General features: G+C 58.9%; 16 protein-coding genes. 7 read left to right on the top strand and 9 right to left on the bottom strand.

Annotated elements, in window-relative coordinates:
* The first annotated feature begins 337 nt into the window (after positions 1-337).
* The 3 genes from ptsH to crr are packed head-to-tail and all read left to right on the top strand — an operon-like array spanning position 338 to position 2,927.
* Positions 338-595: a phosphocarrier protein Hpr gene (gene ptsH, locus GRH90_RS22150; RefSeq protein ID WP_162368145.1), complete on the top strand. Its 258-nt coding sequence runs from the start codon at positions 338-340 to the stop codon at positions 593-595.
* Between the two features lie 53 nt (positions 596-648).
* Positions 649-2,376, top strand: coding sequence for a phosphoenolpyruvate-protein phosphotransferase PtsI (gene ptsI, locus GRH90_RS22145; protein WP_162368144.1), 1,728 nt, complete (start codon positions 649-651; stop codon positions 2,374-2,376).
* A 41-nt stretch (positions 2,377-2,417) separates the two neighbouring features.
* Positions 2,418-2,927, top strand: coding sequence for a PTS glucose transporter subunit IIA (gene crr, locus GRH90_RS22140; protein WP_162368143.1), 510 nt, complete (start codon positions 2,418-2,420; stop codon positions 2,925-2,927).
* 131 nt (positions 2,928-3,058) lie between these two features.
* On the opposite strand, the gene GRH90_RS22135 is transcribed toward crr, so the two are convergent.
* The 8 genes from GRH90_RS22135 to GRH90_RS22100 form a co-directional block, all read right to left on the bottom strand.
* The gene (locus tag GRH90_RS22135; RefSeq protein WP_162368142.1) at positions 3,059-4,375 is read right to left on the bottom strand and encodes an ATP-binding protein; all 1,317 of its coding nucleotides are present in this window, start codon (positions 4,373-4,375) and stop codon (positions 3,059-3,061) included.
* Positions 4,375-5,055 (bottom strand): response regulator transcription factor, encoded by a 681-nt coding sequence (locus tag GRH90_RS22130; protein ID WP_162368141.1) that lies wholly within the window; start codon positions 5,053-5,055, stop codon positions 4,375-4,377. The genes GRH90_RS22135 and GRH90_RS22130 overlap by 1 nt, the downstream gene beginning before the upstream one ends.
* Before the next feature lie 110 nt (positions 5,056-5,165).
* Positions 5,166-6,053, bottom strand: a complete 888-nt coding sequence (gene cysM, locus GRH90_RS22125; protein WP_162368140.1) for a cysteine synthase CysM — start codon at positions 6,051-6,053, stop codon at positions 5,166-5,168.
* A gap of 72 nt (positions 6,054-6,125) precedes the next feature.
* Positions 6,126-7,217, bottom strand: coding sequence for a sulfate/thiosulfate ABC transporter ATP-binding protein CysA (gene cysA / locus GRH90_RS22120; protein WP_162368139.1), 1,092 nt, complete (start codon positions 7,215-7,217; stop codon positions 6,126-6,128).
* Positions 7,214-8,083, bottom strand: coding sequence for a sulfate/thiosulfate ABC transporter permease CysW (gene cysW, locus GRH90_RS22115; protein WP_162368138.1), 870 nt, complete (start codon positions 8,081-8,083; stop codon positions 7,214-7,216). Before cysW ends, cysA begins: the two co-directional genes overlap by 4 nt.
* Complete coding sequence (gene cysT, locus GRH90_RS22110; protein WP_162368178.1) at positions 8,083-8,916, bottom strand: sulfate/thiosulfate ABC transporter permease CysT; 834 nt, start codon at positions 8,914-8,916, stop codon at positions 8,083-8,085. The genes cysW and cysT overlap by 1 nt, the downstream gene beginning before the upstream one ends.
* Positions 8,916-9,938, bottom strand: a complete 1,023-nt coding sequence (locus GRH90_RS22105) for a sulfate ABC transporter substrate-binding protein (RefSeq protein ID WP_162368137.1) — start codon at positions 9,936-9,938, stop codon at positions 8,916-8,918. Before GRH90_RS22105 ends, cysT begins: the two co-directional genes overlap by 1 nt.
* A gap of 282 nt (positions 9,939-10,220) precedes the next feature.
* The gene (locus GRH90_RS22100) at positions 10,221-10,805 is read right to left on the bottom strand and encodes an RpoE-regulated lipoprotein (protein WP_162368136.1); all 585 of its coding nucleotides are present in this window, start codon (positions 10,803-10,805) and stop codon (positions 10,221-10,223) included.
* Between the two features lie 257 nt (positions 10,806-11,062).
* Here GRH90_RS22100 and GRH90_RS22095 point away from each other — a divergent pair, with 257 nt between their 5' ends.
* Positions 11,063-11,455: a YgiW/YdeI family stress tolerance OB fold protein gene (locus GRH90_RS22095; RefSeq protein ID WP_162368135.1), complete on the top strand. Its 393-nt coding sequence runs from the start codon at positions 11,063-11,065 to the stop codon at positions 11,453-11,455.
* A gap of 37 nt (positions 11,456-11,492) precedes the next feature.
* Here the strand turns inward: GRH90_RS22095 and GRH90_RS22090 are convergent, their stop codons facing one another.
* Positions 11,493-11,918, bottom strand: a complete 426-nt coding sequence (locus GRH90_RS22090; protein WP_162368134.1) for a GNAT family acetyltransferase — start codon at positions 11,916-11,918, stop codon at positions 11,493-11,495.
* Between the two features lie 246 nt (positions 11,919-12,164).
* Between GRH90_RS22090 and amiA the strand changes: the two genes are divergently transcribed.
* The 3 genes from amiA to GRH90_RS22075 all read left to right on the top strand — a co-directional run bounded on the left by amiA (position 12,165) and on the right by GRH90_RS22075 (position 14,514).
* On the top strand, positions 12,165-13,040 hold the full coding sequence (gene amiA / locus GRH90_RS22085; RefSeq protein WP_162368133.1) for an N-acetylmuramoyl-L-alanine amidase AmiA: 876 nt from the start codon (positions 12,165-12,167) through the stop codon (positions 13,038-13,040).
* 110 nt (positions 13,041-13,150) lie between these two features.
* On the top strand, positions 13,151-14,074 hold the full coding sequence (gene hemF, locus GRH90_RS22080; protein ID WP_162368132.1) for an oxygen-dependent coproporphyrinogen oxidase: 924 nt from the start codon (positions 13,151-13,153) through the stop codon (positions 14,072-14,074).
* Entirely contained in the window at positions 14,074-14,514 is a 441-nt protein-coding gene (locus tag GRH90_RS22075) for a YaiI/YqxD family protein (protein ID WP_162368131.1), read from the top strand. Before hemF ends, GRH90_RS22075 begins: the two co-directional genes overlap by 1 nt.
* The last annotated feature ends 3 nt before the right edge of the window (positions 14,515-14,517 follow it).

Below are 14,517 nucleotides of genomic sequence, written 5' to 3'. Positions count from 1 at the left end.
TTGCCCCCTGCGTAATTGATTTTGTTGGCTCTGTCTTGTATTTAAGCAGACAATTATTTCGATGTATGAAATTAATCAGGCTATTAATTGTTCTGCTAGCTGAATCGATTAACGACCTATGGATTTTCGCTGAAAAGCGGCATAATGGTAAACGGCGTCACGGCATAACAAAGCCTTCAGAAGATTTAGCCAGAAATGCTTTTATACCGTTTTCTGCTCGCATACATCTTTGTCTTTGTCACATACTCAGGCACTAACCATATAGGCTAAAGTCCATGTTTTAAGCTAAACTTTAGCCCCACAACACTGATATCATCTAATAAGTTGGGGAAACATAATGTTCCAGCAAGAAGTTACGATTACCGCACCTAACGGTCTCCATACCCGTCCTGCCGCTCAGTTTGTCAAGGAAGCCAAAGGCTTCGTCTCCGATATCACCGTAAGCTCGAACGGCAAGAGCGCCAGCGCCAAGAGCCTGTTTAAACTGCAAACGCTGGGCCTGACCCAGGGCACCGTGGTCGCTATCATCGCCGAAGGCGAAGATGAGCAGAAAGCTGTGGAACATCTGGTTAAACTGATGGCAGAGCTTGAGTAATCCAGGCCCGTTATTTTAAGTCAACGCGAGTCACGAGTAAGAAGGGTAGGGTTATGATTTCAGGCATTTTAGCATCACCGGGTATCGCCTTTGGTAAGGCGCTCTTACTAAAGGAAGATGATATTGTCATCAACCGGAAAAAGATCTCTGCCAACCAGGTTGAGCAGGAAACCGAGCGTTTTCTGGCTGGACGAACCAAAGCATCCGCGCAGCTGGAAGCGATCAAGACCAAAGCTGGCGAAACCTTCGGTGAAGAAAAGGAAGCAATCTTCGAAGGCCATATCATGTTATTGGAAGACGAAGAGCTTGAGCAGGATATCATAGCCCTTATCAAAGAAGACCTGGCCACGGCTGACGCCGCCGTTTACAGCGTTATCGAGACCCAGGCCAAGGCGCTGGAAGAGCTTGACGACGAATATCTGAAAGAGCGCGCCACCGACGTGCGCGATATCGGCAAGCGGCTGCTGAGGAATATCCTCGGCATGCCGATTATCGATTTAAGCGCCATCGCCGATGAAGTGGTGCTGGTGGCTACCGATTTAACCCCTTCAGAGACCGCGCAGCTCAATCTTGACAAGGTGCTGGGTTTTGTCACCGATCTGGGCGGCCGCACCTCGCATACCTCCATCATGGCCCGCTCCCTGGAGCTGCCGGCCATCGTGGGCACCGGCAACGTGACCAAAAACGTGGTTAATGGCGATTATCTGATTCTCGATGCCGTCAATAACCAGGTGTACGTTAATCCGACGCCGGAACAAATCGAAGAACTCAAGGCGCTGCATAGCCAGTACGTGCTGGAAAAAACCGAACTGGCCAAGCTCAAGGACCTGCCGGCCATTACCCTTGACGGCCATCAGGTGGAAGTGTGCGCCAACATCGGCACGGTGCGCGACGTCGCCGGCGCCGAGCGTAACGGCGCCGAAGGCGTGGGCCTGTATCGCACCGAGTTCCTGTTTATGGATCGCGACTCGCTGCCGACCGAGGAAGAACAGTTCCAGGCGTACAAGGCGGTGGCGGAATCCCTGAGCACCGGTTCCATTATCGTGCGCACCATGGACATCGGCGGCGATAAAGATTTGCCGTACATGAACCTGCCCAAGGAAGACAATCCATTCCTGGGCTGGCGCGCCATCCGCATCGGCCTCGACCGCAAGGAAATGCTGCACGCGCAGCTGCGCGCCATCCTGCGGGCGTCCTCCTTCGGCAAGCTGCGCATCATGTATCCGATGATCATTTCGGTCGAGGAAGTGCGCGAGCTGAAAGGCGAGCTGGAGCTGCTGAAGACGCAGCTGCGCGAGGAAGGCAAATCGTTCGACGAATCCATTGAAGTGGGCGTGATGGTGGAAACTCCCGCCGCCGCGACCATTGCCCATCATCTGGCAAAAGAAGTTGATTTCTTTAGTATTGGGACAAACGACTTAACTCAGTATACTCTTGCGGTGGATCGCGGTAACGAGTTAATTTCGCATCTCTATAACCCCATGGCTCCGGCTGTGCTGACGCTTATTAAGCAGGTTATTGACGCATCTCACGCGGAAGGTAAATGGACTGGTATGTGTGGCGAGCTGGCAGGTGATGAACGTGCTACACTACTGTTATTAGGGATGGGACTGGATGAATTCAGCATGAGTGCTATCTCTATCCCGCGCATCAAGAAAATTATTCGTAATACAAATTTTGGCGATGCAAAGGCGTTAGCAGAGGAAGCTTTAGCTCAACCGACCGCGGAAGAGCTGATGAATCTGATCAACAAATTCATTGAAGAAAAAACGCTCTGCTGATTTCACGACGCTGACCCGATATAAATGCTTAGGAGAAGATCATGGGTTTGTTCGATAAACTGAAATCTCTGGTTTCCGATGATAAGAAAGACATGGGAAGCATAGAAATTGTTGCACCCCTTTCAGGTGAAATTGTTAACATTGAAGATGTACCTGATGTCGTTTTCGCCGAAAAAATCGTGGGCGATGGCATCGCAATTAAACCCAGCGGCAACAAGATGGTGGCACCGGTAGACGGCACAATTGGGAAAATCTTTGAAACCAACCATGCTTTCTCTATCGAATCCGACAGCGGAATTGAGCTTTTTGTCCATTTTGGCATCGACACCGTCGAGCTGAAGGGCGAAGGTTTCAAGCGTATCGCACAGGAAGGTCAGCGCGTTAAAAAAGGCGATGTGGTCATTGAGTTTGATCTGCCGTTACTGGAAGAGAAAGCGAAATCCACATTGACTCCGGTTGTGATTTCAAACATGGATGAAATCAAGGAACTGATTAAACTGACCGGCAGTGTCGTTGTAGGTGAAACTCCCATTATTCGTATAAAGAAATAATACCAGGCAAACCAATCCCAGCCCGGACGCCATGGCGTCCGGCGCAAACGGCACCCCTTGAGGTGCCGTTTCTACTTTATGACAACGAACTCGGAATGTTGCAAGGGTATGGTGGGCAAACAGATGGGCGCCTATCCCCAATGGGGAATGCGGATATGGATTACCAGGCCGCCGGCGGCGCCGTTGTGCGCGTCCACCTGCCCGTCATGGGCCACTACCGCCTTGCGGGCAATGGCCAGTCCCAGGCCGTAGCCCTTGCCGTTTAGCGGCGAATTCACCCGCACGAAGGGATCAAAAATGCTTGAGAGCTTGCTTTCCTCCACGCCGGGGCCCTGGTCGGCAACGGTAATATCCAGCTGCGTGTCCACCCGTGCCAGGTTTACGCTAACGCGCTGTCCATGGGTAGAGAAACGCACTGCGTTACGTACGATATTTTCCACCGCGCGCCGCATCATTTCCGCATTGCCTTTAACAGTATAATCCTCCGGCTGGCTGGCGCTGAGCACAATCTGCACCCCGGGCACCTGCGCCTCGTAGCGCGCGTCGTTGACCACCGCCTCCACCAGGCCGTACAGGTCGAAATAATCTTCTCCCGGCGACCCCTGGTGCTCGGCGCGGGTCAGCGCCAGCAGTTCGCCAATCATCCGGTCCAGCCTGCCCGCCTCGTGCTCGATGCGATCGAGCGACGCGTAGACGTTTTGCGGGTTCTGGTGCGCCAGCCCAATGGCCAGCTGCAGGCGCGCCAGCGGCGAGCGCAGCTCGTGGGACACATCATGCAGCAGCGCCTCGCGGTCGCTGACCAGCACCTGCAACCGTTCGGCCATGGCGTCGAAATCCTTGGCCACGTCGGTTATCTCGTCGTGGCGGCGGCGCATGGCCGGCAGCAGGCGCACGCTCAGATCGCCCCGGGATACCCGCTCAAACGCCCGCCTGAGCATCAGCATCGGCCGGGTCAGGTTCCAGGCCAGCAGCATGCTGAACAGCAGTCCCCCCGTCAACCCCAGCCAGAACATGGGGCTGGGCATATGCAAGATGCTGCTGCGCCGTCCATGCTGGTATTCATGGCGCAGTCCATACAGGTCGTATCTGAGCAGATAGCGCCGCCCGTCGGCGGCGGTAACCCGCCGGCTGATAACGTCGGGCGGTCCGAACTCCATGGCCGCGCCGGCGGCCGATCCGGCGTCATCCGGGAGGAGGGTGAAGAACCGCCGATCGGCGGGCGACCAGCCGGCGCGCAGCGAATCCAGCGCCGGCATCCCGCCGCTGGCCAGGATGGACGCGGCCGAGCTTAGCTGCACGTCGGCGATACGGCGGGCGATATTATCCTCGGGCGGTTCATGATGGCTGCCGTACAGGGAAAACACGACCCAGAGCAGTTGGGTAATCAGCAGGAAAATCAGCCAGAATCCCAGCAGGATCTTCCAGAATAAACGACCGCGGTTGGCCATCAACGAATCCGGTAACCAATACTGCGTACGGTTTCAATACTCAGGTTGCTGCCGGGCAAGACGGATAATTTCTGGCGGATATTGCTGATATGCACATCGACACTGCGATCGTAGGCTTCGCGACGGCGCCCTAACCCCTTTTCCGACAGGTCGTCCTTGGACACCACGCGATCCGGCGTACGCATCAGCAGTTCCAGTAAATTAAACTCCGACGCGGTCAGGTCGAAGGAGACCCCCTGCCACTGGCTGGATCGGGTGGCCGGGTTGAGGGTCAATTCGCCATAACGTACCGCCCCCGCCTCCACCGGCTCATCGCGCAGCTCGTCAAAGCGCCTGAGCACCGCGCGCAGCCGCGCCACCAGCTCGCGCGGATAACAGGGTTTGGGCATATAGTCGTCGGCGCCCATTTCCAGCCCGATCACCCGGTCGATATTATCACCCTTGGCGGTCAGCATGATAATCGGGATGCGGCTGCTTTTACGCACCTGGCGCAGCACGTCGGTGCCGCTCATATCCGGCAGCATGATATCCAATACCATGGCGGTATAATCGCCTGACAGCGCGCCGATGACGCCTTCTTTCCCCGTCAGGACCAGCGACGTGGCAAAGCCTTCGGCGGTCAGGTATTCGCTGAGCATCTTGCCCAGTTCCTGATCATCATCAACCAGTAAAATCTTCATGTTTTTCTCCATAACAGCAGCGACTCTCTTCATCAGGCCTAAGCATGGCATAAAACCGCGCCGTACAGGCGAATTATCCCCCTATGGAGACCGCTAATTCCTCAAGTCGTTCAGGCGGGATCAAACACGCCGGTGGAGAGGTAGCGGTCGCCGCGATCGCAGATAATAGCCACCACCAGGCTGCCGGGCGCCCCACGGGCGATACGCAGCGCGCCGGCCACCGCGCCGCCCGAGCTGACGCCGCAAAAGATCCCCTCCTCGCGCGCCAGTCGGCGCATGGTATCCTCGGCTTCCCGCTGGCTGATATCCATGATCACATCAACCAGCTCAGGGCGAAAAATACCCGGCAGATACGCCTGCGGCCAGCGGCGGATGCCGGGGATGGCGCTGCCCTCCTCCGGCTGCAGGCCGACGATTTGCACGCTGTCGCGCTGGCTCTTCAGGTACTCTCCGACGCCGGTAATAGTGCCGGTGGTGCCCATGGCCGATACAAAGTGGGTGATATTGCCCGCGGTTTGCCGCCAGATTTCCGGGCCGGTGGTGGTAAAGTGGGCATAGGGATTATCGGGATTATTAAACTGATCCAGCACCTTGCCCTCGCCGGCCCGTTCCATGGCCAGCGCCCGGTCGCGCGCCCCTTCCATCCCCTCGTCCCCGCCGACCAGCACCAGCTCCGCGCCGTAGGCGCGCATCGCCGCCTGTCGTTCCATGCTCATATTGTCCGGCATCAGCAGCCTCAGCCGATAGCCTTTCATGGCGGCGATCATCGCCAGCGCAATGCCGGTATTGCCGCTGGTGGCCTCGATAAGGCGGTCGCCGGGGGCGATCTCGCCGCGCAGCTCCGCCTGACGCACCATGGCCAGCGCGGCGCGATCCTTCACCGAGCCGGCCGGGTTATTGCCTTCCAGCTTGACGCGGATATCGCTGCCGGTCCGGGCGCCCATGCGGCTTAAGGTTACCAGCGGGGTATTGCCTATGCACTGCTCAAGGGTGGTCACGTCGTTATTCCAATAATAAAACAGGCGGCCGCCGGGCCGCCTGTTGCGAGAGGTGGGGTGGTAAAGAACTTATCAAGCGCTTTCGGCGAAAGCAACGGGTTGCAACGCCTTATCGCCCACATACAGCCGGGCGTTCTGCGCGCCCAGGTAATAGCGCTCGCCGCGCTGGGGCGGGGTCGCGCTTGCCCCCGACAGGACCACGCTCAGGGGGTCCTGGTGCCAGCCGGCCGGCTGCACCAGCAGTTGCCAGTAGTGACCGCGCGGGCTGATATCGATCACCTGCACCGGCAGCGGGCAACGCTCGCTGGCCTGGCCGGCGATTTCCATTTCCCACGGGCGCAGGAACAGATCCACCTTGCCCTGGTGGATCGGCGCGTAGTACAGCGGCCAATGGTACTGGCCGATAAACAGCTGCGACCCGCGTATTTCACCATCCAGCCGGTTGACCTCGCCCATGAACTCCAGCACAAAACGGCTGGCCGGTTCGCGCCAGACGTCCTGCGGCGTGCCCACCTGCTCGATATTGCCCTGGCTCATCACCACTACCCGGTCGGCCACTTCCATGGCTTCTTCCTGGTCATGGGTAACGAAGACGCTGGTAAACTTCAGCTCCTCATGCAGTTGGCGCAGCCAGCGGCGCAGCTCCTTGCGCACCTGGGCGTCCAGCGCGCCGAACGGCTCGTCCAGCAGCAGGATCTCAGGTTCCACCGCCAGAGCGCGCGCCAGCGCCACCCGTTGTTTCTGCCCGCCGGACAGTTGGGACGGATAACGGTTGGCCAGGTGGCCGAGTTGTACCATCTCCAGCAGCTGCGCCACCTTTTGTTTGATGGCGCCGCCGCCGGGACGCGCGCGCCTGGGCAGCACCGTCAGGCCAAAGGCGATATTGTCGGCTACGGTCATATGGCGGAACAGCGCATAATGTTGGAACACGAAGCCGACGTGGCGATCGCGGGCGTGGCGCTGGCTGACATCCTGGCCGTTAAAACGCAGATGCCCGCTGTTATGGTGTTCAAGACCGGCGATAATGCGCAGCAGGGTGGTTTTGCCGGAGCCAGACGGGCCCAGCAGCGCCACCATCTCGCCGGTGGGAATATCAAGGGAGATGTTGTTCAGCACCTTGGTGCTGTCGAAATATTTACTGATCTGGTCGATTTCGATGCTCATAACGGCTCCCCCTGCCGAAGATGCGCCTGCTGGCGCGCCAGGCGCCACTGCAGACCGCTCTTCAGGAATAAAGTAACGATAGCCATCAGCGTCAGCAGCGCGGCGGCGGTAAAGGCCCCCACGGTGTTGTAATCCTGATGCAATAATTCAACTTGCAGCGGCAAGGTATAGGTCTCGCCGCGAATCGAGCCGGACACCACCGACACCGCGCCAAATTCCCCGATGGTGCGCGCGTTGGTAAGGATAACGCCGTACAGCAGCGCCCAGCGGATATTGGGCAGCGTCACCCGGCGGAACATCTGCCAGCCCGAGGCGCCGAGCAGTATCGCCGCCTCATCCTCCTCGCTGCCCTGGCTCAGCATCGCCGGCACCAGTTCGCGCACCACGAACGGACAGGTGACGAATACCGTGACCAGCACCATGCCCGGCCAGGAAAACATCAGCTGGACATTGTGCGCGTCCAGCCAGCCGGCCAGCGGGCCGTTGGAGCCATAGAACAGCAGGTACAGCAGGCCGGCCACCACCGGCGAGACGGCGAACGGCACATCCATCAGCGTCAGCAGCAGTTGCCGGCCGCGGAAGTTAAAACGGGTTACCAGCCAGGCCATCAGGGTGCCGAACACCACGTTGACCGGCACGGCGATCAGCGCCACCAGCACCGTCAGCCAGATGGCGTGCAACATGTCCGAATCGTTCAGGTTGCGCCATACCGGCGCCAGGCCTTCCGCCAGCGCGGTAACAAAGATATAGCCCATCGGGATCACCAGGAACAGCAGTGAAATCACCATTCCCGCGCCGATCAACAGCCATTTTACCCAGTCGGTGCGCACGCGCTCGGCACCGTTAAACGCCGGGATATCAGCCATCAGTGACCTCCCAGGCGCCTGCCGAAGCGCGATTGCAAGACGTTAATGGCGAACAGCAGCAGCAGCGACGCCGCCAGGATCACCGAGGCGATGGCGCTGGCGGCGGGATAATCAAATTCCTGCAGACGGATAAAGATCATCAGCGAGGTCACCTCGGTTTTCCAGGCGATATTGCCGGCGATAAAAATCACCGCGCCAAACTCGCCCAGGCTGCGGGTAAAGGATAGCGCGGTGCCGGCCAGCAGCGCCGGCGCCACCTCCGGCAAGACCACCCGGCGGAATGACTGCCAGCGGCTGGCGCCCAGGGTCTGCGCCGCTTCCTCATATTCCGGCCCCAGTTCCTCAAGCACCGGCTGGACCGTGCGCACCACGAACGGAATGCTGGTAAAGGCCATCGCCACGGTAATGCCCAGCCAGGTATAGGACACCTTGATGCCGAACTGCGCCAGCCAGGCGCCGTAGAAGCCGGTGGTGGAAAACAGCGTCGCCAGGGTCAGGCCCGCCACCGCCGTGGGCAGGGCAAAGGGCAAATCCATCAATCCATCCAGCAGCCGGCGGCCGGGAAAATCATAGCGCGTCAGGATCCAGGCCATCAGCATGCCGAAGGCGGCGTTAAACAGCGAGGCGACGCCGGCCGACAGCAGGGTGACCCTATAGGCCGCCAGCAGCTGCGGGCTGGCGATCACCGCCCAGTACTGCTGCCAGCTCATCTGCGCCAGCTGCATCACCAGCGCGCTGAGCGGCAACAGTAAAATCAGGCAGACAAACAGCAGGCTACTGCCCAGGCTTAAGCCGAACCCGGGCAATACGCGTTTGCTTTGCAGGGCCAACATCATTGATGTCCCGCCGCGATTAATTTATCCAGCTCGCCGCCGTTGTTGAAATGCGCGGCCATGGCCTGCGGCCAGCCGCCGAACTGATCTTCAACCCGGAACAGTTTGATCGCCGGGAATTTATCTTTTGCCGCCGTCATGATGGCGTCGTTGTTAACCCGGTAATAAAAGTTGGCGATAATCTGCTGCGCCGCAGGGCTGTAGAGGTAGTTCAGGTAAGCTTTCGCCGCCGCCAGGGTGCCGTTTTTCTCGACGTTTTTATCCACCCACGCGACCGGGAACTCCGCCAGGATATTGACCGGCGGCACGATAACCTCATATTTATCGGCGCCGTACTGGTTGCGGATATTGTTCGCTTCCGACTCAAAGGAAATCAGCACGTCGCCCTGGCCCCGTTCGGCAAAGGTGGTGGTGGCGCCGCGGCCGCCGGTATCGAATACCTCGACATTGGCGATGAATTTCCGCATCCAGGCGCGGGTCTCGGCGTCATTGCCGCCGTCCGCCAGGCTGGCGGCGCCCCAGGCGCCCAAATAGGTGTAGCGGCCGTTGCCGGAGGTTTTCGGGTTGGGGAACACCAGCTTCACGTCGTCGCGCACCAGGTCGTTCCAGCCATGGATATTTTTTGGATTGCCCTTGCGCACCACGAACGCCATGGTGGAATAGAACGGAGAACTGTTGTTCGGCAGCCGGCTTTGCCAGTCCTTCGGGATCAGGTCGCCGCGGTCGTGCAGGATCTGCACATCGGTCACCTGGTTGTAGGTCACCACGTCCGCCTTCAGGCCCTGCAAAATCGCCAGCGCTTGTTTGGACGAACCGGCATGGGATTGCTTGACGGTCAGCTTGTCGCCGGGGTGTCCCGTTTGCCACTGTTGTTCAAAAACCGGATTCAGGGCGACGAACAGCTCGCGCGACACATCGTAGGAGCTGTTGAGCAATTCAGTCGAGTACGCAGGACCGCAAGCCAGCAATACCGCCGCGATGCAACCTTTCACTGCACGGCTTGGAATCAGCGATCGAATCATGCTTTACCTTTTTTATTCGTTATAAAACCTGCCTTATGGTGATACAGTTTATTTATAACAGGGCTATAACCTGTAACGGTTTTTTATACCTTTTTCTGCTTTGAGAGCATGAAAAGCTATAAGCACGCCAAAGGTGCGTTAAAGCAGGGGAAACCGCGCCGAAAGTGTCTTTGGAAGCGTTTAAAACGGGCTGGTAGCAGGTAGAAGGGCGGGAAGAATAAAATATAGCGCGCCGGTATCCTTGCGGCCGACACGCTTGTGGTACAGCGTCTTATACCTTGATTAACGCGAGGCGTCGGCGTGCCAGACTATCTTGCTGACCTGCCAGGTTTTCAGCGTGTCGTCGGAGGGCATCAGCTCGTCCGGGCCATGCCAGGCGCCCGAAAAAACGTAGCTGACATGGCCGCTTTGCGGCGCGGCGCACACCACCCGATCGTCGCCCTCCCCGCGCGCGCAGGCGCCAAAGGCCTTGCCATACAGGCTCTCGAAGGGCGTGCCGATTTTTACGCCCCAGGCGCTGGCGACGGACTTATCCGTGACGTCCACGCGGTTCACCTTGCCGGCCTGCGGGCCATAGATGGTCATTTCCACCCGATCGTCCTTCAACGCCTGGTAAAAGGCCACGATGCCGCCGTTGCGCGTTTCCATACCGCCGCGCAGGCGGTATTTACCGTCCAGCGCCTTATCCAGCGCCTCATGCTCAAGCGGCGTGGCGGCGGAAATATTACCGACGCCGCCGTCGCCGACGGTGGTGTCGCCGCTGAACCAGCTCAACGGCGACAGGCTGGACCAGGAGAAATTGGACAAGGTCGAACAGCCCGCCAACAGAATGGGAAGCCCGATAATCAACGGGCGCAGCTGCTTCATGTAAACTCCTTAAAAGAAATCCGGCTATCGACTGGGGTATTGGATACCGCAAGCGCCGGAAAGTGCCATTATTTTGGGTCTACGCGCCAAGCGGCGCGTTAATGTCTGATTTACCGGCCCTCCGCGGGCGCCGGATTCGCAAATCATGCCCTATGTGCCATGCTTATCTTTTCATTGTAGCAATGAAATATCAGGATGTTACCCTGCCCGCGCTGCCGTTCGCGGCAACCCGCGCCGATTTAAAAGGAGAGCAATTGATGAAAAAGATAACCATCGCCGCGCTTATCGTGTTATGCAGCTTGCCCGCGCTGGCCCAACCGGGCGGTTTCCACGGCGACGAGACGCCGCCTCCGCCGGACAAGCAGCAAAGCGGCTTCAAGGGCTCAAGCGATGCCAAGCAGGTCACCGTCGAGCAGGCCAAGGGAATGAAAGACCATGCCTGGGTCACCCTGCAGGGAAATATCGAGAAAAAGATCGGCGGCGATAAATATATGTTCCGTGACCATACCGGCAATATCGAGGTTGAAATCGGTCATGATAAATGGAACGGACAGGATGTTTCCCCCAAGGATTTGGTGGTCATCAGCGGTAAACTGGATAAAGATCGCCACGACATCAACGTTGACGTCGAACATCTCCTGAAACAATAAGCCAGCCCAGCCGGGCCGGCGGGTTCACCGGCCGGCCTCAGTACTCCTGGTCTTCAATCAACCGCTTGCCCAGGCTGACGCTGTCCACCGGTTCATAATCCAGCTTTTCATACATGCCGATCACCGCCTCGTTATCCTCGCGCACCATCAGCTGGATCTTCGGACAGCCGCGCGCGATAAGCTTCTTCTCCAGGCGGCTTATCAGCGCGTTGGCGATTCCCCGGCCGCGATAATCCGGATGCACGCCGAGGTAGTAGGCCGAGCCGCGATGCCCGTCGTAGCCGCCCATGATCGAGCCGACCACGGCGCCCGCCACCTCGGCCACCATAAACAGGTCGGCTCCGCAGTGCATTTTGCGCTCGATGTCCATCTCCGGATCGTTCCAGGGACGCAGCAAATCGCAGCGTTCCCACAGCATGATGACTTCTTCAAAATCGTCTTGACGAAATACACGGATTTCCATAGCTGACCACCGTAATCTCAAGCAAATAAACCTTATGGCCTGATTATCGCGTTATTTGCCCCCAAGGCAAATAACATCGTGGCCGGGAAGGATATTTCCTGCGATTAAGGCTATAACCGGGGGATTTCAGCACGTTCGGCAGGTAATAGATGGACATAGTTCCGCGATCGATTGCCGGCGCAGACTATGTTATACCCTAACATTTGCCGCCACCCCTTAAACAAACGGTCTGTTCTCGCCATGGTCATGAAAAAAGTTAAGCGCGCCGCGCCCCTGAATATAATGCAAACCCGCCGCCAGATGCTGCTGTCGTGCCTGGCGCTGGCATCGCTGACCGGTCGCGCGGGTTTTGCCGCCGGCGCGCTGATTCCGGCTAGCCAGGGCGCGGCGCGGCCTCGGGGCGGAGCGCATTGCGTCATGATCGATCCGGGCCATGGCGGCATCGATCCCGGCGCCATTGGCCACCAGGGCGCCAAGGAAAAGCACGTGGTGCTGGCCATCGCCAACAAAGTGCGGGCTAACCTGGCGCAGTACAGCCATATCCAGACCCGGCTGACCCGCGAGCAGGATGAGTTTATTCCCCTGTACCGGCGGGTGGAGCTGGCCCATGAGCACCAGGCGGATTTATTTGTATCCATCCATGCCGACGGCTTCACCAGCCCCAGCGCCGCCGGCGCGTCGGTGTTTGCCCTGTCTAATCGCGGCGCCAGCAGCGCCATGGCCGGGTATCTTTCGCAAAAGGAAAATGCCGCCGACGACGTGGCGGGAGGTAAATACCGCCAACAGGATAACTACCTGCAGCAGGTATTGTTTGATTTAGTGCAGACCGATACGATAAAAAACAGCCTGACGCTGGGCCGTCACCTGCTCAACCATATCCGGCCGGTGCATCAGCTGCACAGCCAGCATACCGAGCAGGCGGCGTTCGCGGTGCTGAAATCCGCCTCCATCCCGTCGGTATTGGTGGAAACCTCTTTTATTACCAATCACCAGGAAGAGCAGTTGCTGGAAACGGCGAAGTTCCAGGATCAAATTGCGTTGGCCATCAGCAGCGGCATCGTGGATTTCTTTGCCTATTTCGACGCCCATGAGCGCCATGCGGGCGCCGCCCCGGGCCGCTGAGAATTCCGCGCCGGTTGGTCACGGGCCGTCGGTAAGGTTATACTGCATCACTTTACTACCCTGTCCGCGCGGCGTTAAGCCCGCGCGCCACCAACCACGGGCTTATCGACATGAATTCAGCTGATATCGGGCACATCAAGGCTTTCCTGCTGGATCTGCAGGACAAGATCTGTGCTGCCCTGGCCGGGGAAGACGGCGGCGGCGACTTCAAGCAAGACCTTTGGACGCGTAGCGAAGGCGGCGGCGGGCGCACCAGGGTATTGCGCCAGGGCAAGGTGTTTGAACAGGCCGGGGTCAATTTTTCCCACATCTCCGGCGCGCGGCTGCCCGCCTCGGCCACCGCGCACCGCCCCGAGCTGGCCGGGCGGACGTTTCAGGCGCTGGGCGTGTCGCTGGTGGTCCATCCGGAAAATCCCTATATCCCCACCAGCCATGCCAACGTGCGTTTTTTTATCGCTGAAAAACCGGACGCCGAGCCGGTGTGGTGGTTTGGCGGCGGTTTTGATCTGACGCCGTTCTACGGTTTTCGCGCAGACGCGGTACACTGGCACCAAACCGCCCATGACCTGTGCCGCCCGTTTGGCGACGACGTTTATCCCCGCTATAAAACCTGGTGCGACGACTATTTTTTCCTGAAACATCGCAATGAGGCGCGCGGCATCGGCGGGCTGTTTTTCGACGATCTCAACACGCCGGATTTTGCGCGGGCCTATGCCTTTACCCGCGCCGTAGGTAAGGGATACCTGGACGCCTACCTGCCGATTGTGCGGCGGCGCAAGGCCTTGCGCTGGGGCCAGCGGGAGCGTCAGTTCCAGCTATATCGCCGCGGACGTTACGTGGAGTTTAACCTGGTGTGGGATCGCGGCACGCAGTTCGGGCTGCACTCCGGCGGGCGCACGGAATCCATCCTGATGTCCCTGCCGCCGCAGGCCCGGTGGGAATATGATTATCAACCGGAACCGGACAGCCCGGAGGCGGCGTTATATCGCGACTTCCTGCCGGCGCGCGACTGGCTGTCCCAAGGAGAGCGTTGATGGCGATTTGGGTTGATGCCGATGCCTGCCCCAAGGTTATCAAGGAAATTTTATTCCGCGCCGCCCAGCGTTTGTCGGTGATGGTGACGCTGGTGGCCAACCAGACGCTGGCGGTGCCGCCCTCGCCCTTTATCCGCACCCTGCGCGTCGGCGCCGGTTTTGACGTGGCGGATAACGAAATTGTCCGCCGCGTCGGGCCGGGCGATCTGGTGATCACCGCCGATATCCCGCTGGCGGCCGAAGTGCTGGAAAAAGGCGCGATGGCCCTCAATCCCCGCGGCGAACTTTATAGCCCGGCAACCATCCGCGAGCGGCTGACCATGCGCGATTTCCTGGACACCCTGCGCGCCAGCGGCGTGCAGACCGGCGGGCCGCCGCCGCTCAGCCAGCGCGAACGCCAGGAGTTCGCCCGCGAGCTGGATAAGTGGCTGGCAGGGTAGAAC

Source organism: Acerihabitans arboris (genome assembly GCF_010131535.1).
In the GTDB taxonomy this organism is placed as follows: Bacteria; Pseudomonadota; Gammaproteobacteria; order Enterobacterales; family Enterobacteriaceae; genus Acerihabitans; species Acerihabitans arboris.
The sequence above is the reverse complement of the archived record's forward strand: the minus strand, read 5'-3'. Positions and strand labels throughout refer to the sequence as shown.